Origin of the sequence: Collinsella aerofaciens, from assembly GCF_040920445.1 — a bacterium.
In the GTDB taxonomy this organism is placed as follows: Bacteria; Actinomycetota; Coriobacteriia; order Coriobacteriales; family Coriobacteriaceae; genus Collinsella; species Collinsella aerofaciens_BH.
On the sequence record NZ_JBCOTQ010000032.1, the window covers coordinates 1 to 26,827 of the forward strand.

The 26,827-nt window shown below is 62.3% G+C and carries 25 protein-coding genes and 1 tRNA gene; 9 read left to right on the forward strand and 17 right to left on the reverse strand.

The features are described 5' to 3' along the window. The first annotated feature begins 329 nt into the window (after positions 1–329). From AB5405_RS06245 to AB5405_RS06255, 3 genes are read left to right on the forward strand one after another with little or no spacing between them, the layout of a single operon-like run. Positions 330–872: a UBA domain-containing protein gene (locus tag AB5405_RS06245; RefSeq protein ID WP_368137909.1), complete on the forward strand. Its 543-nt coding sequence runs from the start codon at positions 330–332 to the stop codon at positions 870–872. An 18-nt stretch (positions 873–890) separates the two neighbouring features. Further along, entirely contained in the window at positions 891–1,661 is a 771-nt protein-coding gene (locus AB5405_RS06250) for a response regulator transcription factor (protein ID WP_368137910.1), read from the forward strand. Further along, entirely contained in the window at positions 1,645–2,940 is a 1,296-nt protein-coding gene (locus AB5405_RS06255; RefSeq protein ID WP_368137911.1) for a sensor histidine kinase, read from the forward strand. Before AB5405_RS06250 ends, AB5405_RS06255 begins: the two co-directional genes overlap by 17 nt. A gap of 75 nt (positions 2,941–3,015) precedes the next feature. Here the strand turns inward: AB5405_RS06255 and AB5405_RS06260 are convergent, their stop codons facing one another. Together AB5405_RS06260 and AB5405_RS06265 are read right to left on the reverse strand one after the other, a co-directional pair. Then, positions 3,016–3,390, reverse strand: coding sequence for a VOC family protein (locus tag AB5405_RS06260; RefSeq protein WP_055310391.1), 375 nt, complete (start codon positions 3,388–3,390; stop codon positions 3,016–3,018). Positions 3,391–3,401: 11 nt separating this feature from the next. Continuing rightward, positions 3,402–3,689: a PTS sugar transporter subunit IIB gene (locus tag AB5405_RS06265; RefSeq protein ID WP_006235903.1), complete on the reverse strand. Its 288-nt coding sequence runs from the start codon at positions 3,687–3,689 to the stop codon at positions 3,402–3,404. A 163-nt stretch (positions 3,690–3,852) separates the two neighbouring features. On the opposite strand from AB5405_RS06265, the gene AB5405_RS06270 reads away from it, so the two are divergent. The 3 genes from AB5405_RS06270 to AB5405_RS06280 all read left to right on the forward strand — a co-directional run bounded on the left by AB5405_RS06270 (position 3,853) and on the right by AB5405_RS06280 (position 6,368). Next, the gene (locus AB5405_RS06270; protein WP_368137912.1) at positions 3,853–4,476 is read left to right on the forward strand and encodes a hypothetical protein; all 624 of its coding nucleotides are present in this window, start codon (positions 3,853–3,855) and stop codon (positions 4,474–4,476) included. A 31-nt stretch (positions 4,477–4,507) separates the two neighbouring features. Next, a tRNA-Leu gene (locus AB5405_RS06275) sits at positions 4,508–4,592 on the forward strand. A gap of 474 nt (positions 4,593–5,066) precedes the next feature. Then, on the forward strand, positions 5,067–6,368 hold the full coding sequence (locus tag AB5405_RS06280; protein ID WP_368137913.1) for an ATP-binding protein: 1,302 nt from the start codon (positions 5,067–5,069) through the stop codon (positions 6,366–6,368). A gap of 118 nt (positions 6,369–6,486) precedes the next feature. On the opposite strand, the gene AB5405_RS06285 is transcribed toward AB5405_RS06280, so the two are convergent. The 6 genes from AB5405_RS06285 to larC2 all read right to left on the reverse strand — a co-directional run bounded on the left by AB5405_RS06285 (position 6,487) and on the right by larC2 (position 11,905). Then, a complete protein-coding gene (locus AB5405_RS06285) occupies positions 6,487–7,488 on the reverse strand; it encodes a Ppx/GppA phosphatase family protein (RefSeq protein ID WP_368137914.1) in 1,002 nt (333 codons plus the stop codon). A gap of 28 nt (positions 7,489–7,516) precedes the next feature. Then, entirely contained in the window at positions 7,517–8,278 is a 762-nt protein-coding gene (locus tag AB5405_RS06290) for a hypothetical protein (RefSeq protein WP_368137915.1), read from the reverse strand. A 187-nt stretch (positions 8,279–8,465) separates the two neighbouring features. After that, entirely contained in the window at positions 8,466–9,755 is a 1,290-nt protein-coding gene (gene eno / locus AB5405_RS06295) for a phosphopyruvate hydratase (protein ID WP_117564903.1), read from the reverse strand. Between the two features lie 192 nt (positions 9,756–9,947). After that, complete coding sequence (gene mazG, locus AB5405_RS06300; RefSeq protein WP_368137916.1) at positions 9,948–10,808, reverse strand: nucleoside triphosphate pyrophosphohydrolase; 861 nt, start codon at positions 10,806–10,808, stop codon at positions 9,948–9,950. A gap of 2 nt (positions 10,809–10,810) precedes the next feature. Further along, entirely contained in the window at positions 10,811–11,359 is a 549-nt protein-coding gene (gene yfcE / locus AB5405_RS06305; protein ID WP_368137917.1) for a phosphodiesterase, read from the reverse strand. A gap of 60 nt (positions 11,360–11,419) precedes the next feature. Next, entirely contained in the window at positions 11,420–11,905 is a 486-nt protein-coding gene (gene larC2, locus AB5405_RS06310) for a nickel pincer cofactor biosynthesis protein LarC2 (protein ID WP_368137918.1), read from the reverse strand. Positions 11,906–12,237: 332 nt separating this feature from the next. Between larC2 and AB5405_RS06315 the strand changes: the two genes are divergently transcribed. Next, positions 12,238–13,149 (forward strand): PHP domain-containing protein, encoded by a 912-nt coding sequence (locus AB5405_RS06315; RefSeq protein WP_368137919.1) that lies wholly within the window; start codon positions 12,238–12,240, stop codon positions 13,147–13,149. A 2-nt stretch (positions 13,150–13,151) separates the two neighbouring features. Here AB5405_RS06315 and hisE read toward each other — a convergent pair whose 3' ends face one another. From hisE to hisG, 9 genes are all read right to left on the reverse strand, one after another. Further along, complete coding sequence (gene hisE / locus AB5405_RS06320) at positions 13,152–13,469, reverse strand: phosphoribosyl-ATP diphosphatase (protein WP_006235893.1); 318 nt, start codon at positions 13,467–13,469, stop codon at positions 13,152–13,154. A gap of 45 nt (positions 13,470–13,514) precedes the next feature. Further along, on the reverse strand, positions 13,515–13,844 hold the full coding sequence (hisI, locus tag AB5405_RS06325) for a phosphoribosyl-AMP cyclohydrolase (RefSeq protein ID WP_368137920.1): 330 nt from the start codon (positions 13,842–13,844) through the stop codon (positions 13,515–13,517). A gap of 142 nt (positions 13,845–13,986) precedes the next feature. After that, positions 13,987–14,769 carry an imidazole glycerol phosphate synthase subunit HisF gene (hisF, locus tag AB5405_RS06330; protein ID WP_368137921.1) on the reverse strand — a complete coding sequence of 261 codons (783 nt, stop codon included), beginning with the start codon at positions 14,767–14,769 and terminating at the stop codon, positions 13,987–13,989. Between the two features lie 3 nt (positions 14,770–14,772). Beyond that, the gene (locus AB5405_RS06335; RefSeq protein WP_368137922.1) at positions 14,773–15,516 is read right to left on the reverse strand and encodes a 1-(5-phosphoribosyl)-5-[(5-phosphoribosylamino)methylideneamino]imidazole-4-carboxamide isomerase; all 744 of its coding nucleotides are present in this window, start codon (positions 15,514–15,516) and stop codon (positions 14,773–14,775) included. Then, a complete protein-coding gene (gene hisH / locus AB5405_RS06340) occupies positions 15,513–16,214 on the reverse strand; it encodes an imidazole glycerol phosphate synthase subunit HisH (RefSeq protein WP_368137923.1) in 702 nt (233 codons plus the stop codon). Before hisH ends, AB5405_RS06335 begins: the two co-directional genes overlap by 4 nt. A 79-nt stretch (positions 16,215–16,293) precedes the next feature. Next, positions 16,294–16,881: an imidazoleglycerol-phosphate dehydratase HisB gene (hisB, locus tag AB5405_RS06345; protein WP_368137924.1), complete on the reverse strand. Its 588-nt coding sequence runs from the start codon at positions 16,879–16,881 to the stop codon at positions 16,294–16,296. Then, positions 16,882–17,997, reverse strand: a complete 1,116-nt coding sequence (gene hisC, locus AB5405_RS06350; protein WP_368137925.1) for a histidinol-phosphate transaminase — start codon at positions 17,995–17,997, stop codon at positions 16,882–16,884. A gap of 1 nt (position 17,998) precedes the next feature. After that, complete coding sequence (gene hisD, locus AB5405_RS06355) at positions 17,999–19,435, reverse strand: histidinol dehydrogenase (protein WP_368137926.1); 1,437 nt, start codon at positions 19,433–19,435, stop codon at positions 17,999–18,001. 104 nt (positions 19,436–19,539) lie between these two features. Beyond that, the gene (gene hisG / locus AB5405_RS06360) at positions 19,540–21,255 is read right to left on the reverse strand and encodes an ATP phosphoribosyltransferase (protein ID WP_368137927.1); all 1,716 of its coding nucleotides are present in this window, start codon (positions 21,253–21,255) and stop codon (positions 19,540–19,542) included. Between the two features lie 395 nt (positions 21,256–21,650). Here hisG and AB5405_RS06365 point away from each other — a divergent pair, with 395 nt between their 5' ends. Further along, complete coding sequence (locus AB5405_RS06365) at positions 21,651–23,777, forward strand: efflux RND transporter permease subunit (RefSeq protein WP_368137928.1); 2,127 nt, start codon at positions 21,651–21,653, stop codon at positions 23,775–23,777. 32 nt (positions 23,778–23,809) lie between these two features. After that, positions 23,810–26,239 (forward strand): hypothetical protein, encoded by a 2,430-nt coding sequence (locus AB5405_RS06370; RefSeq protein ID WP_368137929.1) that lies wholly within the window; start codon positions 23,810–23,812, stop codon positions 26,237–26,239. Positions 26,240–26,827: the final 588 nt, after the last annotated feature.

Here is a 26,827-nt window from a genome sequence, read left to right on the forward strand (position 1 = left end):
ATCGAACTCCTTAGAGGGTCGTTGTTCAGACGCATGCCGCCGCGGCAGAGCGGGGCGGCAGGGTAAGTGTCACATGCTGTGCGGACATCAATGGAGAAACCGCCTGCTCGACCAACCTTTGACGCCGTTTTGCACCGGCACCACATCCCCCGCTATCGAGGTCTAATACTTTTCCCACCGCTACCCAAAAACTCATCCAACATTAATCTTGGCTCAAGAATCGCTTAATCTATAACCTGCACTATAGAGTTCGACCAAGGGCGGGGCGGCGCCGCGCAACGCAGGCCGCCGAACGCAACGCTCGCGCCCATCGAACGAAAGGACAGGTCATGGACGACCTCGAAAAAGTTGAAACCATCCGCACCAAGTGCAACGTGAGCTACACCGATGCCAAGGCCGCGCTCGACGCCGCCGACGGCAACGTTTTGGACGCCATCATTTGGCTCGAGTCGCAGGGCAAGACGCAGACCACATCGGCGCACGCCGCCACCGAGTCCGTGCCGGTCGATGAGCCCTCGGCCGAGATGGTCGCCGCGCAGGCAGCCTACGAGAAGTCGAGCGAAAAGACCGACTTCTCCAAGAAGATGGACAGCGTGTGGGAGTACCTCAAAAAGCTCTTCCGCCTGAGCCTGGACACCAAGTTTATCGCCACGCGCCGCGATGCGATCATCCTCAACATCCCCATCCTGATCCCCATCATCGCCCTGTTTGCCTGGGGCGCTACGATTTGGCTGATGCTGATTGGCCTGTTCTTTGGCATGCGCTACCGCATCGACAGCGACGACGACGTGCCCGGCAGCATCAACAACCTTATGAATCACGCCGCCGACGCCGCGGACGACATCAAGCAAAATCTGAACGACGACAAGTAATCGCAGACGGGGGCACACATGGCACGGATCCTGATCGTAGAGGACGAGGAGAAAATCGCCCGCTTTGTGACGCTCGAGCTGGAGCACGAGGGCTACCAGGTGGAGCACGCCGCTGACGGCCGCACCGCCGTGGACCTGGCGCTGGAGCGCGACTACGATCTGATTCTGCTCGATGTGCTGTTGCCACAGCTCAACGGCATGGAGGTCCTGCGGCGTGTCCGCAAGCACAAGGATGTGCCGGTGATTATGGTCACCGCGCGAGATGCCGTGATGGACAAGGTGGCCGGGCTCGATGCCGGCGCCGACGATTACCTGACCAAGCCGTTTGCGATTGAGGAGTTGTTCGCACGGATCCGCGTTGCGCTGAAGCGCTCGGAGGCCGTGCGGGCGGCTTCGGGCGTTGGCGGCGTTGGGGCCGGGGAGGGCGCTACGGGTGCCGCTGCGATACCCCCGGCTGGAGACTCGGCCAAGACCTCAGCCGCGCCCTCCCCCGCCGCGCTCACCGTGGGTTCGGTCGCGCTCGATCCCGACCGCCGCGAAGTCACGGTCGGCGGCTCGCCCATCGTGCTGACCGCCCGCGAGTTCGACGTCCTCGCCCTGCTTATGGCACATGCCGAGACCGTGCTCACACGCGAGCGCATCGCGCACGAAGCGCTGGGCTACGAATACATGGGCGACACCAACAACGTCGACGTGCACATCGCGCATCTACGCGCCAAGATCGAGGACGCCGGCGGCGCCCGCATCATCCAAACCGTGCGCGGGGTGGGCTATGTCTGCCGCGCGTAACGCCGAGGCCAAGCGCGTCACCTCCATCGCCCGCGCCATCAACTGGAGCTATATGTGGCGCCGCCTGATGAGCTACGTTTGGCTCGACCTGCTGCTAGTAGTGATTGTGGCGGCGATCCTTGTCTATGGATACAACCAGACGCTGCCCAACGGCGCGTTTACCGCAGGATGGATCCCCAGCGCCACCGTTCGCGGCATGACGCTGACGCCCGCGCGCGGCTGGGACCTGACAACGCTCACCTATACCGTCGAGCTCGCGCGTACCACCAAGACTTTCCCCCTCGCGCAGGACCTCGTCACGCTATGGCCTCTCTACCTTGTCGTTGTGGGTTGGCAGGTCATCAGCGTGCTCAACATGCTCGGCGGCGCCCGCCGCGTGCGCCGCACCATGGCGCCGCTCAACGATCTGGCCCTGCGCGTGGACGAACTCGGCCGCATGCAACTCGCCGGCGGCAAAATGGAAACACTGGAGCAGGCCATCGAGCGCGCAAGCGTCGACTCGCCGAGCGTCACCACCGGCGACGCCGACCTGGCAAGCACCAAGGTCGCACTCAACCGCCTGCTGCGCCAGATGCAAGAGGCCAAGCTGCAGCAGATGCGCTTTGTCAACGACGCGAGCCACGAGCTGCGCACGCCCATCGCGGTGATTCAGGGCTACGTGAACATGCTCGACCGCTGGGGTAAGGACGACCCGGACGTGCTGGCGGAATCCATCGCGTCCCTCAAGGCCGAAAGCGAGCACATGCAAGAGCTTGTGGAGCAGCTGCTGTTTTTGGCGCGCGGCGATGCCGGGCGCACGGTCCTGCGGCGCGCGCATACCAACTTGGCTGCACTGGTCAGCGAGGTATGCGAAGAATCGCAGATGATCGATACCGAGCACACGTATCGGCTGGCTTCTGACGCTGCGCTTGCCAGCGACCCGCGCTGCGACGCGCCCGTCGACGTGGCGCTCGTGAAGCAGGCTCTGCGCGTGATCGTGCAAAACGCCGCCAAGTACTCGGATGCGGGAACGACCGTCACATTTGGCATAACGCCGGATGCGGGCGCGGGCACGATCGACATAAGTGTTGAGGACGAGGGCATCGGCATGAACCAGGAATCCGCAGCTCACGCGTTCGAGCGGTTCTACCGTGCCGACAACGCGCGCGATGCCGGCGCACAGGGTTCGGGTCTGGGGCTTGCGATCGCCAAGTGGATCGTCGACAGCCACGGCGGCGTCATCGGTGTGACCTCGGTCGAAGGGGTCGGCAGCCGCTTTACGATTCGCCTGCCACGATAGGAAGCCCCTCGGCATAAATAAAGGGATAGGGCCACGCGGCCCTATCCCTTTTTGCCAGCTATGGCAGCTTGTGCGCTACTCGCGGCACAGGTGCACGGCGAAACCGGCGAACTCGCGCTTAAAGTACACGAGCTTGGTACCACCGTCGGGCAGCAGCGCGCGCGACTCTTCGTTGACCTCGAGCCCGCGCTCGGCAAACCACTTCTCAGCTGCATCGATGTCGTTAACGGCAAAGCCGATGTGGCCCTTGGTGCCACGACCGTTCTGCTTCATGATCTCGACCAGCGAATCGTTGAAGTACGAAACCGGGGTCTCGATGACGGGCAGGCCCATCATCGTCGAGAACAGCTCCGCGATCTCCAGGGCGTCTGCCGGGTCGGTGGCGTTAATGCCCACATGGGCAACGCGCATACCAAAGAGCTCTACCGGGTTGGCGTTCTGCTCACTCATGCAGTCAGCGCCTACTGAGCCATGACGTCGAGAACGGCCTTCTCGGCAGCGACGCGGTTCATGCCGGTCATGAAGGGCACGCCGCTCACGTACGGGCAGGTGAGGCCTTCGGGGGCAACGGTGGTGGCGATCAGCAGGTCGGCGCCCTCGTCGCAGTAGTCCTTGGCCTCGGAGATGGCGCACTGCACGATCTCGTACTTGTCGGCGTAACCGTTGGCGTCGAGCAAGGTAGCGACCTTCTGGGCAACGAGCGTGGAAGTAGCAGCGCCAGCACCGCAAGCCAAAACGATCTTCTTCATAGGTAATGTCTCCCTTCATGGTTTACTTTAGGTAAGTGTACCGCAGCGAGCGATGGCACTCGGCCTCGATGAGCTTTTATGCCAGTTTGCTTGCGCGCTGCGTATAATACATCTAGTACGTGTTGTCATACCGCTCGCTTTATGAGCGACTAAGGACCCTAATATGCCCGATTCCCGCACCCTCTGGACCGCCGTCGTTATCATCTGCATCGCCTTGTCGGTGTTCTTTAGCGTCAAAAAACGCACCACGTTTAAACGCCTGCAGCAATTGATGGCCGCCAAGCAGTGGGATGAGTTCGATCGTTTGCTCGACGGCAAACTCACCAGCATGCTGTACCCGCGCTACAACCGCGACTACCTGCGTCTGAACTCCTATCTGCTGCGCGAGGACCACGAGCACGCCAGCGAGATGTTCGACCTGCTGCTGGGGCTCAACCTGCCCAAGATGCAGCGCGTCGACCTGGTGATCAAAGCTTTTAACTACTACGTTGGCCAGGAGGACCGCAAAAAGGCCAAGGAGTTGCTGCACGAGATCAAGGGCTTTGAGGGCGGTCAGGCCGAGACAGTCGCACACGAATGCCAGCTGATGTACGACACGATGATCCTCAAGCGCCACAACGACATTCCCGAGCTGGAGCGCATGCTCGAGGATGTCGGCGACGACCCGGTCAAGCGCTGCCGACTGGAGTACCTGCTGGCCCTGCAGTATCAAAACAAGGGCGACGAGGCAAAGTTCCAAGAGTTCCTGGAGAAGTCGGGCCAACACTCGATGGCCGTCAACGCGTAACGGACGGCTTGTGCTAGACTTCTAGTCTCACGGGGGCGTGGCGGAATTGGCATACGCAGGAGACTTAAAATCTCTCGCCGCAAGGATTGTGGGTTCGAGTCCCACCGCCCCTACCATGTGATTGCTTGCGAGCCCGTGTTCCCCAGGGATGCGGGCTCGCTTCTTTAAGATGCCGGTGGGACTCGAACCCGCGAGGGGGCGAGCGTTAAGCGGACGCGCAGCGTCCGAAGCGAGCCGGCGAGGGCGCCGACAGGCGGCCGAAGCCGGTGCGTATTTGCGCAGCAAATGCGCGGACGTCCCACCGCCCCTACCATATGGAGCTTTCGAGCCCGTGTCCCCAAGGGATGCGGGCTCGTTTCTTTTACACGCCGGCGGGGCTCTAAGTTGCGGTGGAATAGTTCCTGTTTTGGCAGTTTATCAGCCCATTTAGGAACTATTCCACCGCAACTTAGGTTGGTATTTACACATTTTCCGATGGAAAAACGTGGTTGTCTCCCACATTTTCCGATGGAAAAACGTGGTTGTCTCCCACATTTTCCGATGGAAACTCCCAAATGGCCTTATACTAGCCGAGAGGGTTGGGAGGCAATATGCAGCGACAGCTTATGAGTGAACTTATCGCTTGGAAATCAAGGGCGAATCGCAAACCTCTCATGCTTAAGGGAGCCCGCCAGACAGGAAAGACTTGGCTTCTTAACGAATTCGCAAGCCAGCAGTATCGAAACGTCATTCGTTTTGACTTTATGCTCGAGCCGAGCACACGCTCGCTGTTCGATGGGAACCTCGACCCCAAGCGCATCATCTCCCAGATAGAACTCCTACGTGGCCAAACCGTAACGCCGGAAGACACGCTCATCATCTTCGACGAGATCCAAGAGGCGCCACGCGGGATCACCTCGCTCAAGTACTTCAACGAGCTTGCACCCGAATACCACATCGTAGCAGCCGGTTCCTATATGAGCCTCGCGCTCCGACGCGAAAACGAGTCATTTCCCGTCGGCAAAATCGACCAGCTCACCATGCGTCCCATGGGGTTTGCTGAGTTCGTTCGTGCCGTCGACGGCAACCCGCTCGCCGACGCCATCCTTGCCGCAGACATGAACCTTCTGGCAAACGTTACCGAAAAGCTCGAGCACTTGCTCAAGGAATACCTTGTTGTCGGCGGTATGCCCGAAGTTGTCTCCGCTTTCGCCGAGACACGCGATTTCATCGAAGCCCGAAGGCTTCAGCAGCAAATCATCGAGGCTTACGAATCCGATTTTGGCAAACATGCACCCGCCCGCATCATCGAGCGCATGAGGTTGGTTTGGAAATCCCTTCCCGGCCAGCTTGCAAAGGAGAACAAGAAGTTTGTCTATGGCGCCCTTCGTCCCGGAGCGCGCGCACGCGATTTCGAGGAAAGCCTCCAGTGGCTCACGGACTACGGAATCGTTCATAAGGTGCCACGTGTTTCCGCTCTAAAGGCGCCGCTCTCGAGCTACGAAGACCTCTCGGGCTTCAAACTGTTCTGCATCGACACCGGCATCCTCGGAGCGCTCTCCGGTCTCTCTCCGGCCATCGTTCTTAACGGATCCGCTGTTTTTACCGAGTTCAAAGGTTCGCTGACCGAACAATACGTCGCGCAGGAGCTTTTGCTCCAGGACAAAACTCCCGCGTATTGGTCCTCTACCTCCGGCAATGCCGAAACCGACTTTGCCATCGACCATGCGGGAACCGTGCTTCCGCTTGAGGTCAAGGCGGCAGAGAACCTTAAAGCGAAGAGTCTGAAAATAGCCTGCGAAAAATTCAAACTCGAGCGTTGCGTGAGGAGCTCCCTGGCGGCATATAGAGACGAGGGCATGCTCATCAATATTCCGCTTTGGGAGATTGGGCAGATCGACAAGCTGGCATAGGCGCTGTGGGGACGCCCCGCAAGGACTGTCCCCAGGTGCCGGCTGTTGAGTTGCGGTGGAATAGGGACTGTTTGGTGCCCGAAAGGGCGATTTTAGTCCGTATTTCACCGCAACTTATTTAGAGGGCGCTGAGGCTGGGGGTCCAGGCGATGGTGGGAGTCGCGCCGTCGAGAACCTCGTTGATGGTGGCGACCATGCCAGCGAGTAGGCTGTTCTCGCTTACGGTGAGCGCATCGTAGCCACCGGCGCGCATGAGCTCGCGAATCACCACGGCGCCGGCCAGAATCACGCCCGCGCGCTTGGGCTGCACGCCCGGCAGCGCAGCGATACCCTCCACATCCAGCGTAGATATACGATCGATGGCGGCCGAGATCTGCTCCATCGAAAGCTCGCGCAGGTGCACAAAGCTCGAGTCGTACGGCTCCAGTTCGTGGACCAGCGCCACGAGCGTGGTGACGGTACCGCCCACCGCGACGAGGCGCTCGGCGCGCTCAAAGTCGACAGGCAGGCCCTCAAAATAGGCGGAGAACTGCTCGCCCGCCCACGCGGCGGCAACCGCAAGCTCATTCGTCGACGGCGGCAGCGCAGAGAAAAACCGCTCCGTCACGCGACGGCAACCGATGTCCAGTGAGCGCGTTCCCTCCAGCGCAAAGACCCCGCGCTCAGGCGCATAGACGCCCGTCGCGAGCTCCGTGGAGCCACCGCCCGAATCGGCGACGATGATGCGCTCGCCAGCAAAGTCGTGTGCCACGCCAAAAAACGTCAGGCGCGCCTCAACCTCGCCCGGAATCACCTGCGGTTCGAGCCCCAGATCGCGCAGACCGTCCAGCAGCAGCGCGGCATTGGACGCATCGCGCGCGGCACTCGTGCAGGTGGTGCAGACGCACGCGGCCCCAAAGGTACGGGCTTCGTCCACAAACATGCGGCACGCAACGAGCACGCGCTCAACGGCCGCCTCGCAAAAGCGCCCCGTCGCGTCCACGCCCTCGCCCAAGTCGGTGATCTCGGTATGCTTGGACGATTCCACGATCGCCCCGGCCTCGACCTGCGCCAACACCAGTCGCGACGACACCGTTCCCAGGTCAATCGCGGCCACCTTATATCGTTTGCAATCTGCCATTGCGGGCTCCCCTCCGGGCGCTACTCGCCTACTCGCCGCTGGACGCGACCGTCTGACCCTCGACGCCGTTAAACCCAAACAGCATGTCGAGCGCCTGGATGTACCACGGCGCGTCCTTACCGACTTTTTCGATTTCCTTGGCAACTTCGCTGGCCTTCTTGGCGTTCGACGACTTCTGGCTCGACGAGGCATCCGAATCGCCGTCCAGGCCCTGCACTTCAATCCTCTTCTCGCCGGGCATCACCAGGCCTAGGTCCTCGGATGCCGCGTCCTTGATACCCTCCTCCGAGAGCAGCTTGTCGACGCTTTTTTGCAGCTCATCATTGTATTGCTGGCGAATCTCGACCTGCTTGGCCAAGATATCGCTCGAACGCTTTGCCACGTACAGGTCGCGCACGGGGAAATACAGGCTCACGAGCACCAGGGCAACGACGATGCCGATGAATAGCCCTCGCTGAGGACCGTGGGTAAAGTCGTAGATCGCCTTGACCACCGCGTTGTCGTTGGCGTAGTGCATAAAGTCCGAGCCCGAAAGACGGTTCGAGGGCCTGCTCGACCTATCATGCGTTTGAGCCGACGAGCGCTGAGCATGCGACGAACGTGCTGGGCGCACTGGTCCATCTGTCGAAGTATTCACTTGAGCATTGGGGCGCGAGGTACTTGTCGGGCGCTGCATGGAGCGGTCGGCGCCGGCGTAGGCGGACCCACGGAGCTGCACCGTGCGCGCACGGCGAGGCGACGGCTCACGCGAACCGGCGGAATAGTACCTGTTGTCGTAAATCTGATCCATGTGCGCCTTGTGCGGTTGAGGTTTGTTTGCGCTAAGTCCTTTAGTTATAGCACGAGCGCCCGCACCGCCTTCGCCAGCCTTTGCTCGACATAAAAAAGGCGCTGAGCCATATGGCCCAGCGCCCAATGGCGGCCATCAGAAGTGGAACGGAGCCGAGTCAACCCCGCTCCCCGCGTGCACCACTTGTTTAGCGAATGTTGTAAAACGCTGCCTTGCCGGCGTAGCGCGCACTGCCCTCGAGCTCGTCCTCGATGCGAATGAGCTGGTTGTACTTGGCGATACGGTCGCTGCGGCACGGGGCGCCCGACTTGATCTGGCCGGCGTTGACGCCCACGACCAGGTCGGCGATCGTGGAGTCCTCGGTCTCGCCGGAACGGTGGCTCACGATGCAGGCGTAACCAGCCTCCTTGGCGGTCTCGATGGCCTCGAGCGACTCGGTGAGTGTGCCGATCTGGTTGACCTTGACCAGGATCGCGTTGGCGGCGCCCAGCTCGATACCCTTCTTGAGGCGCTCGGTGTTGGTGACGAACAGGTCGTCGCCCACCAGCTGCACCTTGTTGCCAATGCGACGGGTAAGCTCGACCCAGCCGTCCCAGTCCTCCTCGGCCATGCCGTCCTCGATGGAGATGATGGGATAGGTGTCGACGAGCTTCTCCCAGTAATCGACCATCTGGGCGCTCGTGTACTCAACGCCCTCGCCCTTGAGCTCATACATGCCGGTCTCGGCGTTGTAGAACTCGGTCGAGGCCGGGTCCATGGCGTACATGAAGTCGACGCCGGGCTTAAAGCCAGCCTTCTCGACGGCCTTGGTGATGTACTCGAACGGCTCGGCATTGGTCTTAAGGTTGGGGGCAAAGCCGCCCTCGTCGCCCACGCCGCCGCCCAGGCCGGCCTCGTGCAGCACGCCCTTGAGGGTGTGGTAGACCTCGGCGCACCAACGCAGGCCCTCGGCAAAGCTCGGGGCGCCCACCGGCATGATCATGAACTCCTGGAAGTCGACGTTATTGTCGGCATGCACACCGCCGTTGAGGATGTTCATCATGGGCGTGGGCAGCAGGTGGGCATTGACGCCGCCCAGGTACTGGTACAGCGACAGGCCCGCCGACTCGGCTGCGGCGCGGGCAACGGCCAGCGACACGCCCAGGATGGCGTTGGCGCCGAGCTTGGTCTTGTTGGGCGTACCGTCCGCGGCAATCAGCGCGGCATCGACGGCGCGCTGGTCGAAGGCGTCGAGGCCCACGACGGCGTTAGCGCACTCGTTGTTAACGTGCTCGACGGCCTGCGAAACGCCCTTGCCCAGGTAGCGGCCCTTGTCGCCATCGCGCAGCTCGCAGGCCTCAAAGGCGCCGGTCGAAGCACCCGAAGGCACCATTGCGCGGCCAAAGCTGCCGTCCTCGAGCACGACCTCGACCTCGACGGTGGGATTGCCGCGGCTGTCGAGCACCTCACGACCGTAGACGTCCAAAATATCGCTCATGTTGTCTCCCTCTCACTTGGAAACGGGTTGAATGCTTGGCGACGCGGCTTGCACGCTGTAGAGGCGCGCAGGTTCATAAGTTAGCCTTGTCGCACTTTTTGCATTATGCCCTAAGTTAGCCGAGGGATACACTTGATTTTCGAAAAATTTAGCGGGAACGATGAGGCGTGTCAGCCCGTCGTTCCCGCAGTCTTACTCCCCTGCCTTTGCTGCGTCCCACAGGTCGTTGAGCCCATGGGTCGAAAGCTCGGCAAGATCAACGTGGGCATCGGCCGCCATCTGTTCCATCGCAGCCCAGCGACGGCGGAACTTTGCCGTGCTGGCACGAAGGGCGCTCTCGGCGTCAATGCCCTCCTTGCGCGCGACGTTGGCCAAGGCAAAGAGCAGGTCGCCAAACTCCATTTCGCGCTCGGGCGAGCCAGGGGCCTCGGCCTCAAACTCGGCACGCTCCTCGGCGACCTCGTCCCACACATCCTGGACCGTCTCCCACTCAAAGCCCACGGCAGCCGCCTTGCGCGACACCTTCTGGGCCTGCATCAGCGCCGGCAGATGCGTGGGCACGCCATCGAGCAGACCCTCGGGCGCGGCCTCGCCTGCTGCCACAGCCTTGTCCTTGGCGGCCTTCTCGGCAAGCTTGACCTCGTCCCAGATCTTGAGCACCTCGTCGGAGCTCTCGGCATCCGCATCGCCAAATACGTGTGGGTGGCGGCGAATGAGCTTGGCGTCAATATCGCGCGCCACGTCGGCCAGCGTAAACTCGCCGGCGTCCGCCGCGATCTGCGCATGCAGCACGACCTGCATGAGCACGTCACCCAGCTCCTCGCGCAGGTGAACCGCGTCGTCCGCCTCGATGCAGTCGAGCGCCTCGTAGGCCTCCTCGATCATGTTCTTGCCAATGCTGCGGTGCGTCTGCTCGCGGTCCCACGGGCAGCCGTCGGGCTGACGCAAGCGCCAGACGGTCTGCACCAGATGTTGTAGCTCGGCCGACGCGTCGACCAGCGTGGACAAATCGCGCGAGCCCTCGGCATTTTGCTGAGCCATGTGCTGCGCCATGGTTAGTCCTCCTCCAGGATCACGTGGCGGAACGCTCCGCCCTCGTAGATGCCGTAGCTATGCGTGCCGTCCTTGGGGATGCTCACGCTGCCGGGGTTGAAGAGCCACAGGCCCGGGTGTGCGGCGCTTTCCTCGTTGACCTTGATGTGCGTATGGCCGTAGACGAGCGCGGAGCCCTCGGGCAGCGCGGGCGCGTGGTCGACGCTGTTGTGCATGCCGGCGCCAAAGACATGGCCGTGCGTCAGGAACAGCTCGCGGCCGGTCTCGTCGAACAGCGTGGCGTAGTCGGCCATGATGGGGAAGTCGAGCACCATCTGGTCGACCTCGGCGTCGCAGTTGCCGCGCACCGCGACGATGCGGTCGGCCAGGGCGTTGAGCAGCGGGATCACGCGCTTGGGGGCGTAATCGCGCGGCAGGTCGTTGCGCGGACCGTGGTAGAGCAGGTCGCCCAGCAGCACAATGCGGTCGGGCTGCTCGGATTCGATGGCGGCGACCAGGCGCTCGGTCCAATATGCCGAGCCATGGATGTCGGAGGCGATGAGGTATTTCATGGGGAGATCCTTTCGAATGGGGTTGATATGGCTGGGCGCAGGATGTCGCCACCGGCCGCGTTACTCAAATCGCAGTGCCACGGCTTGCGCCGCCTGCATCACGCGCTGGAGCGGCACGTTGTGCTCACGGGCAAGGCGGGCGCAGTCCTCGTACTCGGGTGCCGCACACTCACTGCCGTCGGGCAGGGTGGCCACCTTGACGGACACCTCGCCCCATGGCGTCGTTACGCGCTCAAAGCGGCGTGGCAGGCAAACGCGCTCCATAACCTGGCGACGGATACCATTGGTCGTGGTTTCCAAAAAGATGATCGTCTGCAGACGCTCGATATCCTCGTGAGCACAGATTACCTGTAGCTGCCAGCTGGGGCGGCCTTTCTTGCAATAGAGGGGCAGCCAATGCACCTCGCGCGCACCCGCCTCGCGCAGGCGGTCGGCAGCGTAGGCGAGCACCTCGGGCGACGCGTCGTCGATGTCGCATTCCAGCTTGACGATGGTCTCGGGCGCATCGGTCTCGCAAGACAGCGGAGATGTGCTATCGCATGGCATACGGTCCGGCTCCTTTCCGCACGGGCTCGTTTTGTTCACCCAAACGCTAGCACATCGCGGGCTGCGCGGATGTGACGGCGCGCGATGAGCGCGATTTTCCTCGCCCGCAAGAAACCGACACTCCACCGCCTCATCCAAACATGTACATCAGCCTCCAAACATGTCATTTTCTGCAGCTTTTGGAGGCTGATGTACATGTTTTGAGAGCGCAAGCGAGGCCGCACCGCGCGCCGCGCAGCCTTTCCAATCGATTTCGACCCCCCGGCGTGCCCGGCGTGTTGAGAGCTGCGCCATTACAATGAAGCGGATTCGCTTGACGCAAAGGAGCCGCTATGCCCATGTGCCCGCTGGTCGATTGCCATACCCACACCTCGTTTTCGGACGGACATGCCTCGTTTGAGGACAACGTTCGCGCCGCTGCTGCGGCCGGTTGCCGCGTCATGGTCTCGACCGACCATCTCACCCTGCCCGCCAGCATGGACGCCAACTGCGAAGTGCAGGTTGTCGAGGGCGACCTGCCGGCACATCGTCTGGCCTTTGAGGACGCCCGCAAACTCGCCGCGCAGATTGCGCCGGAGCTCGAGCTTATCTATGGCTTTGAATGCGACTGGTACGAAGGTTGCGAGCCTCTGGTTGAGCGCTGGTCCGCGAGTGCCATAGTGCGCCTGGGCAGTGTGCATTGGATTGGCAACCCAGGCGATATCATGGCCGGTGCCGCGGGTGCGGCGGGAACGGAAAACGTCGCTCGCCCCGATACACCCGATTCCCTTTGCGGTTGGATCGACGACGACACCAACCTGCACGTTTGGGAAAACCTGGGGGTACGCGGCGTGTGGGAGCGCTACGTCGACGACTGGTGCCACGCTTGCGAAAGCCCGCTTAACTTTGATGTGATGGCTCACCCCGACCTGTTCATGCGCTTTTCGAAGGAGGGCTTTGCGCCCGATTTTGATCCGGCACCGTTTTGGGAGCAGATGGCAGAGTGCGCACACGATACAGGCCGCCGCGTTGAGGTTTCGACCGCCGCGCCGCGCAAGGGCCTCGACGACTATTACCCCTCGACGGGGCTGTTGCGTTGCTTTGCCCACGCCGAGGTACCCATCACCTTTGGCTCGGACGCGCACCGCGCCTGCGATATCTGCCGGAGCATCCGCGAGGCCCAGGCCCACGCCTACGACTGCGGTTATCGAACCTTCGACATCCCCCACCCCACCGGCGAATGGGAGTCCACGCCCCTCGCCTAAGACTAGTGGCGGCGGGCGTTGAGTTCGCCGGCCAGCTCGTCGAGGGTGATACCGTAGCGTTCGAGCGTTACGAGCAGATGGTAGACCAGGTCGCCAGCTTCGTAGCGGATGTGGTCGTGGTCGTTGTCCTTGCAGGCCATAATCACCTCGCTCGCCTCCTCGGCAAGCTTCTTGAGCAGCTCATCCTCGACGTCGGTCAACAGACGGGCGGTATAGCTCTCCTGCGGCGATGCATCACGACGACCGTGAATCACCTCGGCGAGCCCCGTCAGCGTCTCACCGATATTTCCATCCTGAACGTTTGCGGTGCGCACACCCATGGTTCAATCCTTTCTGGTGGCCGAGCGTCTAATCGAGCGCCCGCCCTACGCGAGTTTCTTAAAGAAGCAGGTACGGTTGCCGGTATGGCAGGCCGGACCCGGCGAGTCGACCTTGACCAGCAGCGTATCGCTATCGCAGTCGGCCCAGAGCTCCTTGACCTCCTGCATATTGCCGCTCGTCGCGCCCTTATTCCAGAGCTCCTGGCGACTGCGGCTCCAAAACCACATGGTCCCGGTCTTGAGCGTCAGCGCCACCGATTCCTCGTTCATCCAAGCAACCATAAGCACCTCACCGGTGTCATACTGCTGAACCACACAAGGAATCAATCCTTTGGCGTCGTATTTAAGATCCGCTGGAGTAGTAATTTCTCTCATTTCAATTCCCCAATTTAAACATCGCCGGTCGGCGAGGGTTGTCCAGGTGCCCGAGATTCCGAGCGACAAGCCCGACGACGCGTACTTAAGTACGCGAGGAGGGTTGGAGCCGGAAGGTCGGGTGCCTGGGCAAGCCGCAGCATTAGAAGTCCAGCCTCACAGGAATACCTTGAGAGGCCATATACTCTTTGACTTCGCGAATGCTGAACGTCCCAAAGTGAAAGACGCTCGCCGCCAGCACGGCATCGGCCTCGCCCTCGATCACGCCCTCGGCAAAATGTTCGAGCGTGCCCACGCCGCCGCTCGCAATCACCGGAATCGGCACCGCACGTGCCACGGCGCGGGTGAGCGCCAGGTCAAAGCCGGCCTTGGTGCCGTCGCGATCCATGCTGGTAAGCAAGATCTCGCCGGCGCCGCGACGAGCCACCTCCTCGGCCCACGCCACCGCGTCGATGCCCGTGGCGTTGCGGCCGCCCGCCGTGAAGACCTCCCACTTGTCGGCACCAGATGCGCCGGGCAAACCGACGCGCTTGGCATCGATCGCCACGACCACGGCCTGGCTACCAAACGCCGCGGCAGCCTGGCTAATCAGCGACGGGTCGCGCACGGCGGCAGAGTTGAGCGACACCTTATCGGCACCGGCGGCAACCATGGTCCGCATGCCCGCCAAGTCGCGGAAACCGCCACCCACGGTATAGGGAATAGCGAGCTCCTCGGCCGCATGCGCCGCCATCTCGATAGTCGTCGCACGGTTGTCGCTCGTGGCGGTAATGTCCAGGAAGACGACCTCGTCCGCACCCTCGCGGTCATAGGCACGCGCCAGCTCCACCGGATCGCCCGCATCGCGTAAGCTCACAAAGTTGACGCCCTTGACCACACGACCGTCCTTGACGTCCAGGCAGGGAATCACGCGCTTGGTAAGCATGGGCTACTCCTCCCCTCGGGCGGCGGCCAGCGCCTGTGCCAGCGTAAAGTTGCCTTCGTAGAGCGCACGGCCGGTAATGGCGCCTTCAATCGCGACCTCGCCCACCGCGGCCAGTGCGCGGATGTCGTCGAGTGTCGAGATGCCACCCGATGCCACGACGGGAAAGCCCGCGACCTCGGCCACATGGCGATACGCCGCCACATCGATGCCCGTCTGCATGCCATCGCGCGCGATGTCGGTATACACCAGATGCTTAAAGCCCAGCTCGGTAAGCTGCGCCACGGCATCGTCGAGCACCACGCCCGCGCCGTCGCGCCAGCCGTTCACCTTAACCTGGCCGTCGCGTGCGGCAATGTCGGCGACCAGCAGCTCGCCAAAGCCTTGGGCTGCCACCTCAGCAAAACCCGGCTCGGTCACCAGCACCGTGCCCAGCGCGATGCGGCGCGCACCGTAGCCGGCCAACTCGTCGATGCGCGCGAGCGAGCGGACGCCGCCGCCCACGTCCACGGACAGACCGTCGACGCCGCAGATGGCCTTAATCGCCGCCGAGTTGGCAGCGCATGTGTCCTCGTCCTCGCCAAAGGCAGCGGACAGGTCGACGACGTGCACCCAGCTTGCGCCCTGCTCGGCAAACGAGCGAGCAACGGCCACGGGGTCGTCGGAATATACCTTGCAGCGACTCCGGTCGCCGCGCTCCAGGCGCACGACCTTGCCGCCGATCAGATCGATTGCGGGAAACAGGATCATCGGCCGGCCTCCTCGACGATGTTGACGAAGTTCTTAAGGATGCGCTGACCCAGCGCGGAGGATTTCTCGGGATGGAACTGGCAACCCCACACGTTGCCATGGCGCACGATGCACGGGAAGCTCCGCGTATAGTGCGTGCGCGCCAGCACATCGGCGGCATCGGCATCGTCGGCCACCGCGTAGCTGTGGGTGAAGTACATGTTGGCACCCTCGGCAAAACCAGTAAGCAGCGGATCGGCCGCACCGGCGGGCGTCATGTGCACCTGGTCCCAGCCCACGTGCGGCACCTTCAGGCGGCTCGACTCCAAGCGTGTGCACGAGCCGCGCATAATACCCAGGCCATCGACCCAGGGACCGCCAGCCTGCTCGGAGGCGTTGCCGTCGGCGACCGCGCCCTCGTCCGCAGGCACGCCCTCGTTGCCGCGCTCAAAAAATAGCTGAAGGCCCAGGCAGATGCCGAGCAGCGGAGTTCCGGCGGCGACGGCATCGAGCACCGCGTCCGCCTCGCCGCTCTGGCGCATAAAGGCGATCGCGTCATAGAACGCGCCCACGCCCGGGATGACCAGGCCGTCGGCGTTGCGGATCTGCTCCGGATCGTCCGACGTGCAGGCGGCGGCACCGGCGCGCGCAAGCCCGCGCGTAACGCTCGACAAGTTGCCCTTGTGGTAATCGACCACCACGATCTTCGGTTCGCCCACGCGACCCTCCTCTTCCCATCATCCAAAACCACCACAAAGGGGACAGGCACCTTCGTGGTGGTTTTTGTCTTTGTAGCGGTTACAGCGAGCCCTTGGTGCTGGGAATGCCCTGCACGCGGGGGTCCAGCTCGCAGGCGCGGCGCATCGTGCGGCCCACGGCCTTAAAGGCGGCCTCGATAATGTGATGCGAGTTGCCGCCCACCAGCTCGCGCACGTGCAGCGTGAGCTTGGCATCGCGCGCAAAGGCGTAGAAGAACTCGACGGCCAGCTCGGTATCGAAGCTGCCCACGCGCTCAGTCGGCACGGGCAGCTCGCAGTAGGCCTGCCCGCGGCCCGAAATATCAACAGCAGCCATCACAAGCGTCTCGTCCATGGCGATCGCCGCGTCGGCAAAGCGCGTAATGCCCGCCTTGTCGCCCAGCGCCTGGCAAAACGCCTCGCCCAGCACGATGCCCGTGTCCTCGACGGTATGATGCGCATCGACCTCGACGTCGCTCACCGCGTGCACCGTCAAATCGAACAGGCCATGGCGGCCAAAAGCGTTGAGCATGTGGTCGAAAAACGGTACGCCGGTCGAGATATCACACACGCCGCATCCGTCCAGGTCGAGCTTTACGACAATGTCGGTCTCCCCCGTCTTGCGGGTCACCTCGGCATAACGGTCCATCTACATCTCCTCCTTCACCAGCGCGGCAAACGCGGCCAGTACCTCATCGTTTTCCCGCGGCGTGCCTACGGTAATGCGCAGACAGTCCGCGAGCCCCGGCGCGTAACTAAAGTCGCGCACCAAAATTGAATACTCGTCGCGCAGACGCTCGCGCACGCGCGTGGCATGCGGCGTGCGCACAAGCACAAAGTTCGCCGCGCTCGGCCACGCCTCCGCGGGCAAGCCCTCGGCAGCCATCACGCGCAGAGCGGCCAGCTCGCGCTCACGCTCGGATGCGACCTGCGCCACCACAGGTGCGTAGGCATCGCGGGCACGCACGCAGGCAAGTGCTGCCGCCTGGCTCAGCACGTTGACCGAATAGATCTGGCGAATCGCCGCGAACACGTCGATGACCTCGGGCGCCGCGATCACATAGCCCAGGCGCGTGCCGGCGGCGCCGAATGCCTTGGACAGTGTATGCAGAATCACCAGGTTAGGATGCTCGGCAATAAGGCCTTGCGCCGTAGTTGCCGCGCCAAACGAATCGTCGGCAAACTCCACGTAGGCCTCGTCGACCATGACCATGCCGGGGCACGCATCGCACAGCGCCGCGACAAAGTCGAGCGGCGCCACGTCGCCCGTGGGGTTATTGGGCGAGGTCACGATGGCCAGGTTGCACTCCGGCGCCGCGGCGAGCACGGCTGCCTGGTCGAGCTCAAAGCTCGTCGGATCACGCCACACGTCGCGCACCTCGGTCTGGCACAGAGACGCAAAGAAGGCATACTCGCTAAAGCACGGCGGGCAGTTGAGCAGGGTCCGCCCCGCGCCGCCAAACGCCAGCAGGTAGTTATAGAGCAGCTCGTCACCGCCGTTGCCCACGCAGATGCTCTCGCGCGTCACGCCATGCCAAGCGGCCAGCTCGTCGCGCAGATCGTTAGACATGGGATCGGGATAGCGGTTGAGCGGCGTGGTAGCCGAGGCCGCATCAACCGCCTTGCGCACGCCAGCGGGCACGGGATAGGTGTTCTCGTTGGCCGAAAGATTGATGCGCGTGGGCGTAAAGTTGGGATCGTAGGGCTCGATGCCGGTCAAGTAGGGCTGGACGAGCTCCTTCATGCGCGGCGTGAGTTCGGCCATGTTAGACCTCCTCGCCGGTCGCGCCAGCGGCACCGCCCGCAGCCGCCGCCAGGTCCACGCCCTCAGCAACCGTCGCCACGGCGTCGCCCGGCCAGGCGACCTTGGTCAGGTCCGCCGCGGCCAGAGACGCGGCACTCACGGCATCCTCGCCCTGCTCCAGCACGCGACGACGCAGGGCAGCAGAAAGCGCGTGCGCCCACAGGCCCTCGGCCTCGGCTAGACGCTGTGTGGCGGGAGCGTCAGAGAGCAGGCCCTCGGGTGTATAGCAAATGACACTCGAGCGCTTGACGAACTCCTCCACCGAAAGCGGGTTGGAGAACATGGCCGTGCCGCCGGTCGGTAGCGTGTGATTGGGGCCGGCAACGTAATCGCCGAGCGGCTCCGAGCTCCAAGCGCCCACAAAGATAGCGCCGGCGTTGCGAATGCCGCCGAGCAGGCCCATCGCGTCCTTGCAGTGCAGCTCAAGGTGCTCAGGCGCCACCGTGTTCACGGCCTCGACGGCGGCAGCCATGTCGGCGGCCACCACGATGGTGCCCTCATTGTCGAGCGAAGCGCGCGTAATCTCGGCACGCGGGGACTGCGCCACCAGGATGTCGATACCCGCCTCGACCTCACGCGCAAACTGCTCGTCGCAGGTCACCAGATAGCAGGCCGCCAGCGGATCGTGCTCGGCCTGGGCCATCAGGTCGGCCGCGACCACCATGGGCTTGGCCGTGGCGTCGGCCAGCACGCAGACCTCGGAGGGACCAGCAACCATATCGATACCCACGTCACCCGAGACAATCTGCTTGGCAGCGGCGACAAAGGCGTTACCCGGGCCGGTAATCTTGTCGACACGCGGAATGGTCTCGGTACCGTACGCCAGCGCGGCCACGGCCTGGGCGCCACCCACCATATAGATCTCGTCCACGCCGCCGAGCTTGGCGGCCGCGAGCGTATAGGGGCTGATTAGGCCATCTTTTTGCGGCGGGGTCACCATGACCACGCGCTTAACGCCAGCCACCTTGGCAGGAATGGCGTTCATAAGCACCGTGGAGGGATACTGCGCACGACCGCCCGGCACGTAAATGCCGGCAGCGGCAAGCGGGGTCACCTTAACGCCGAGCATCGTGCCGTCCGGGCGCGTGGTAAACCAGCTCTGCTCGACCTCACGCTGGTGGAACTCGCGGATCTGGCGTGCGGCCTTTTCGAGAGCCGCGACAAAGGCAGGATCGAGGCCTTCGAGTGCAGCATCAATCTGCTCCTGCGGCAGGCGAAAACTCTGCAGCTCAACGCCGTCAAAACGCTGGCAGTAATCGCGCACCGCGGCATCGCCGTTGGCGCGTACGTTGGCCACGATATCGCGGGCGGCGTCGACGATGTTTTGTGGCAACACGCCCTTGCGGTTGAGCTGGTTGGTAACGAGGCGCTCACCGGGAGCAAGCTTGATCGTCTTCATATCGGTATCCCCTATCGGTCGAGATTATGTTCGAAAAACGAGAGGTCGGGCGGCGGCGCCAACGGCCCGCAGCCCGTACGTTGGGGCGCCCGTGCGTGCTCGCGCTATTGTGCCGAGCCCGCGACGGGCTCAAAATGCTTGTCCTTCACGGCCGCGGTCAGGCGATCTGCCAGATTGCGTACGCGCGGATCCAGGCGCGCGGCACCCGGGTTGACGAAGAATCGCGCCGTGCAGTCCATAATGCGACCGGTAATAACCAGGTCGTTGTCGCGCAGCGTGGCGCCCGTGGCGGTGATATCCACGATACGGTCGGTCATACCGACAATGGGGCCCAGCTCAATATTGCCGTGCAGCGAAACGATGTCGGCGTTCACGCCGCGCTCGGCATACCAGGCACTCGCGATGCGCGGATACTTGGTGGCCACGCGAAGCGACCCGCGGCGGGCATAGTTGCGCTCGGCCTGGCCGGCGCGCCACGCGGGCTCCGCCTCGATAAAGGTGCACAGGCCGTAGCCCAGATCGACCAGCTGCAGCAAGTTGAGGTCTGCCTCGATAAGCGAATCCCAACCGCAGATGCCGCAGTCGGCACCGCCACAGCCCACAAAGGCGGGCGCGTCGCTGGGACGCACGATGACAAACTCGATACCGCCGACCGCGCCCTCGCCGGCACGCGTGTCGCGGCCGCGCACAATCAGGTGACGGCCGGGGTCACGCAGCTCAGAGACGTCCAGACCCGCGGCCTCGAGCACGTTGAGCGTGTCGGCCTTAAGCGAGCCCTTGGGCACGGCGATGCGCAGCGGGCCCTCGGCGCCACGACCCGCGGCGTGATCGCCGTCGGAAGCGGCGTCCTCGGCCGAAGTGTGCGCTGCCTCCAGACGCTCGAGCGAAAAGGCGAAGCCCGCCGCCGGTACCTCGATGCCGTCGCCAAATGCACCGGTAAAGATGGAGTCGTAGCGTCCGCCCGAACCGACCGGATCGGGCAAGCCGCCGGCATAGGCCTTAAAGACCAGGCCCGTATAGTAATCAAACGAGTTCATGATGGAGAAGTCGAAGGACAGCACCTGGGCGTCCTCGGGAGCCAAGCCCTCGACCAGAGCGCGTAACTCGTGCGTGAGCGGCGCGACGATACCGGCGGCAACCAGCAACGCATCCACGCGATCGAGCACCTCGGCTCCGCCGTGCAGACGCGGCAGCTCGCTAATGGTGGCCTTGACGGCATCGGACTCGGCGCTGGCAGCCACGCGGGCATCGAGGCCCACAAAGTCGTTGGCATGCACGCAGCGCAGGGCCTCGGCAGCCAGTTCGCGATCCTCACAGGCCGCGAGCAGTTCCTTAAACGGACGCACGCTGCCCGCGATAATGCGCGCACCGGGAAGTGCCAGCTTGCGCACGGCCTCGGCGACCAGTGAGACAATCTCGACATCGCCCGCGGTGTCGCCCGCGCCGATGAGCTCAAAACCCAGTTGCGTAAACTGACGCGAGCCGCCGGCATTGCGCTGACACTCGCGAACCACCGGCGCCTCATAGCGCAGGCGCAGCGGCAGATCGGCCGCGCGCATGCGGGTCGAAACCAGGCGCACGATCGGCAGCGTGTTGTCGGGACGGACCACCAGCAGGCGGCCGTCGTCATCAAAGAGCTTAAACGGCGTGTCCGCAATGCGGCCGCCTTCCTCGAGCGAACCCTTGTCCTCGAGCAGCGGCGTCTCGACCGGAAGGTAATGATGCTCCCTAAAGCAGCCCTTCACCGTACATGCGATCTCCTCGCGTGCCTGAGCCTCCTCGGGCAATATGTCCCGGAATCCCCACGGTGTGGCCGTCATCTGGTGAGCCTCCTCATGCTGTGTTGCATACAGAACAAACGACCGGCATAGCTCCGCCGGTCTTTTGGGTACTTTAGCATACTAGAGTGCTTGCGGGGAAAATCCTTGTCCGCAGCTCACACCGTATTCATTTGGAAACATAGGGGCAGACGCTCAGCTAAATCTGACGATTATCTAGGCCAACCAGAAACCATATCCCGTTTTTCGTCTAAAAACTGGGATGCAGTTTCCGCTGAGGACCTTTTCCGAACTGCTTCTGCAGCGGCTGTTTTGGCTCCGGGGCCGCGTCAATCGCATATCTTTATGGCGCCTTTATCCTACACATGTTGTATAACTACCAAATGTGGAATATAACAAAGAGCAAAACATAGGCTGAGCGTTATGGAGGATTGAGGTTGAAAGAGAAGCTATTTCGATGGGTCGTGAAGCACCGCAAACCCATCATCGCGTTCTATGCGGTGGCAGCACTGGTATGCCTGTTCCTGCGCCAGTTTGTAGGCGTTAACTACGACATTACGAGCTATCTGCCCGACGAAGCGGCGTCGACCGTCGCTCTGAATACCATGGGTGATGAGTTTGAGGGTGACATTCCCAACTGTCGCGTTATGGTGCCCAATGTCTCGATCGCTCAGGCGCTCAAATACAAGGACAAAATCAAAAAGGTCGACGGCGTCGAGGAGGTCCTATGGCTTGACGACGCGGCAGATATCGATCAGCCGCTTGCCACGCAAGACAAAGACACCGTTGAGACCTATTACAAAAAGAACAACGCCCTGTTTACGGTGACGGTTAATTCCGAAAAGGAGATCGAGGCAACCGACGCTATTCGAGATATCGTGGGCGACGAGGGCGCCATTACGGGCTCGGCCATGTCTAACGCGCTCGCCACCACATCGACCGAGCAGCAGATCAGCATTATCACGGTCGCTGTCATAGCGATTATCTTCGTGATTCTGGTCATCACGACTACCAGCTGGGCCGAACCCATCCTGGTGCTGCTGGGCCTGGGCGTCTCGGTGTTTATCAACTGGGGCACCAACCTCATCTTTGGCGAGATTAGCTTTGTCACCAACTCTGCGGGCTCCATTTTGCAGGTTGCCATCGCGCTGGACTTCTCGGTCTTTTTGCTGCACCGCTTTAACGAGGAGCGTGGCCGCCACGGCAGCGTTGCCGAAGACATGGTGCAGTCGTGCTGCCTGTCCTCGGTCGCCGTGTTTTCGAGCGGTTGCACGGTCTGCATCGGCTTTATCGCGCTTGCCGCCATGCAGTTTAAGATCGGCCCCGACCTTGGTCTTGCCCTTGCAAAGGGTATCGCCATCAGCCTGGTATCGGTCTTTACCTTTGTTCCTTCGATGTTCGTTCAGTTCGATGGCTTTGTGCAAAAATCGCAGCACAGGCCCTTTGTCCCGCCGCTGGGTAAGTTCGCCCGTCTGGTGCTCAAGGTCTGTATCCCCGCTGCCGTCGTGATCCTCGCCGTGGTTTACCCTGCGCGTGTGGCATCGACCTCCAGCGATATCACGTACTACTACGGCACTTCGCACATTTTTGGTTCGGATACGCGGCTTGGTCAGGATATGGACAAGGTCAAGGAGGTCTTTGGCAACTCCGATACCTACGTTGTGCTCGTTCCCCGTGGAGAGGTGAGCGAGGAGCAGGCACTCTCCAATGAGCTCAAGGCGCTCCCCGAGGTCAAGTCCATCCAGAGCTATGTTGACGTTGCGAGTCCCTATATCCCCACGGGCATGGCCGAAAAGGACACGCTCGATCTGGTGGAGGGAGAGCACTACAGCCGTTTGGTGCTCACGGTTACCGCGCCCTACGAGGGTCCGAGTACATTTAAGCTGGTCAAGAAGATTCGTTGTATCGCGGACAAACATTATCCGGGTAAGGCAATGCTCGCCGGCGAGGGCGTGAGCACCACCGACCTTAAGGACACCATCACCGTCGATAAGGGCAAGGTCGACCTCATCGCCGTCGTGGCCGTGTTCGCGGTCTTGCTGCTGGCCACCAAGTCGCTGAGCCTGCCGATCATCTTGGTGCTCGTGATTGAGACCTCGATCTGGGTCAACTTTGCTGCACCGCTCTACACCGGTATGCACGAGTTCTTCCTCGCCTACTTAATTGTGAGCTCCATCCAGCTGGGCGTTGCCGTCGACTACGGCATCCTGATTGCTGACCGCTATCGTGAGGACCGCATGACCATGCATAAGCGCGAAGCGCTACTCGAGACCATGGAAGCTTGCACGATTCCTGTTTTGACCTCTGGATCGGTTCTGCTAATCAGTGGCTTCCTGATCCATGCGATCTCGAGCCACGGCGTGCTCAAGCAGATCGGCTGGTTCCTGGGCGTCGGCGTGAGCATCTCCCTAGTCGCCGTACTCTTTGCGCTGCCGGGTTTCCTGTATGTGCTCGATGGCCTCATCGGCAAGACCACGCTCAAAGCTCATTTTTTGCCCAAGGATGCCCAGGATCCGGTTTCGGATACCACCGAGGCATCGGCTGCGGACGGCTCCGCTCAGTAACGTTTTACAAAGCAGTTGGAAGGAATACCGCAATGCATACCCATACCACTGATACCGCTTCGAAAGAGCTCAAAGCCCAACGCGATCTTGTACGTCGTCCCCATAAGCGCATCGCTGCGCTCGCTCTTGCCGCCGGTCTGACCGTGGCCCTTACCGTTCCCGGTGCCGTTGTGTTCGCCGACGGCGTAGGGTCGACGAGCGCTGCCTCGGCTACGAGTGAACAGATGGCGACGGACTCCGATAACAGCACGCCGGGATATAAGAAAAACCAGGTCGTATACGTCAAAACCGATGCCGACGGCAATCGCACGGGTGTTTACGTGGTCAATAGCTTCGAGGCCAATAAGGGCGTCAAGATCGACGATGCCGGCACCTATAACAAAGTGACCAACCTATCGACGACTCAAAAACTAACGGACGACAGCGGGTCGGTTGCCGTTACGGGCCAGGGAGTGCAGGACTTTGTCTACCAGGGCGATCTGGACAAGAACACTCAGATGCCGTGGAACGTCACCGTGGCATACCAGCTCGATGGCCGCGATATCGACGCCAAGGATTTGGCGGGCAAGAGCGGCAAGCTCACCATGAAGCTCAAGGTCGAAAAGAATGACGACTATACCGGTGGCGATTATGCCGATAACTACCTGGTTCAGATTACCGGTCAGCTTAAGGATGCCGAGGCACACGATATTGAGGCTGAGGGCGCCACGGTTGCTGCCAACGGCTCCAACACGCAGCTTACCTACATGGTGATTCCCGGCAGCACCGGAGACTACACCATTACGACTGATGTTGAGGATTTTGAGTTTGATGGCTGGCAGATTGTCGGCGTGCCGCTGAATCTTGCCATCGATGTGGACTCGAGCAGCATGGATACGAGCCAGCTCGTGGAGCTCTCCAACGGTATTGCTACGGCCAATAGCGGTGCTGGCCAGGTTGCCGACGGTGTCAAGACGCTCGCGGCCTCGCTTGCCACGGCCAATACCGGTGCCGGCACGCTGTCCAGTGGCGCCGCTGCGCTCGCGGCGGGTACGAGTCAGCTCAACGCGCAGGTCCCCACGCTGGTCGAAGGCGTGAGCAACCTTAATGCCGGTGCCGAGGGGGTTAATGCCGGTGCCGTGCAGCTTAAGGGCGGCGCGTCCGATCTTTCGGCGGGCCTTTCCAAGCTGCAGGGGAGCGCACAGCAGATCTCGGGCGGCATAAGTGGAATTGCCGCTGGGTCCGATACGTACGTCGACGCGCTGACGCTGGGCAAGCAGGCTCAGGAGGCAAACCTTGCCAAGGCGCAGGCTGCGGCCAAGGCGGCCCAGGACGCCGTGACCGCTACGTCGGGCAACGCCTACAGCGCGCTGTACGGGCCGCAGGGTCTTACGGCGGCGCTCAGCGACGAGGGGCAGTACCTTGCCGGTGCACAGCAGGCGCTCGGCGGGGCAAAGCAGGCCGCGAGCGCCATGGGCAACGATGCGGCAAAGGCTAACGCCGAGAGCGCAAAGGCTGGCGCCGAGAGCACCGTTGCATCTATTGCCGCTGCCAAGGCGGCGGTCGCCGATGCTCAGGACGCGCTGGATAACGCGGCCGATCTCGACTCCGCCAAGGCTGCGGCAGCCAAGCTAAGCGAGGCTACGGCACAGCTGGATGCCGCCACCGCAAGTGCCGGCAGTGCTGCTACCAGCGCGGGTGCCGCCGCCACGGCGGCATCGAGCGCCGATGCGACGGGTCTTACCGCGCTTCTCGATTCTGCATCCAATGCCGTTGCGGGCGCGCAGGGTCTTAACACGCAGGTGTCGCAGGGCCTTAAGGGTGCCGAGTCCATGTTTGGCACGCTTACCGATCAGGTTACGACTTTGGCCCAGGCGGCCGGCGCCCAGGGCGGCGCCCAGGGTGCCGTCACCGCGCTCGATAGCGCCATTCAGGGCTACACCACTGTCCAGGATGGCCAACAGCTGAGCCTGGCCGGAGCCATCGCCTATATGAACAGCGCGATCAACCCGGCAAACCCCACGGCCGTGAACCCCGGTCTTGTCGCCGGTGTTGGCTCTGCAGCAACGGGCGCGGGTCAGCTGAGCGATGGCGCCGCGGCTCTTGCCGCGGGCACCGACCAGCTTGCTGCGGGCACACAGCAGCTCAACGGTGCCACGCCCGCGCTTGCCAACGGCGCATCACAGCTCAACAACGGTGCGGCGCAGCTCAAGACAGGTGCTGCTAGCCTTGCTAGCGGCATGAATCTTCTCTCCTCGGGTGCAGGTACGCTTGCCAGCGGCGCATCCGAGCTCGGCAACGGCATGCAGGAGCTTACCGACCGAACGAGCAATCTCGATACTCAGGTCATCGACACCGTTAAGGACAAGATCGAGGAAATGCTCAACCCCGGCTTTACGCCGACGGACTTTGTCAACGGCGAGCAGGGCGGACATATAAATCGCGTGCAGTTTATCTATATGACGGGCGCGATCAGCAAGTAGGCAGCCGCGCCCTTGTGGCGATTGGCATCGATAGCAAGTTATGAGGGGAGGGGCCGTCGGGCATTGTCTCGGCAGCCCCTCTTTGCTGTCAGCGGCCACTTCGCGTCTTTGCAGAAGCTGTACCGCAAGATTTGTGTTTGGAAGGAGACGCGCTTTCTGCAAGGGGCGGAGCGCGGAAAGCATGTCCCGGATTTGATGCTCGGAACGGGATGAGCTTTCCGGATCGGACCCCAAGCGGAAAGCGCGTCCCGTTTCGGGGCTTCAGAATGGGACGCATCCGGAAACCGCATCCCACTCTGAGCCGAAATTCCGGGATGAGATTTCCGCCGAGGACACCCTGCGCCGACGGCAACGCAAAAAGGGCGCCCGCGCGAATGCGGACGCCCTTGTGTAGGGTCGAGATATCAACCAGCCAAGATATCGGCCCTGCGGCCAGCTCTTAGTAGTCGAACTGGTGGTAGTAGCGGCGGTACTTGAGGTTGTGCTTGGTGACCAGCTCGTAGTTGCGCGAGAGGCGGTCGGTGGTCAGCACGGACAGGATCCACGGCGACACGATGACGCGGAAGTCGTCGTCCAGGCCCGGGATCG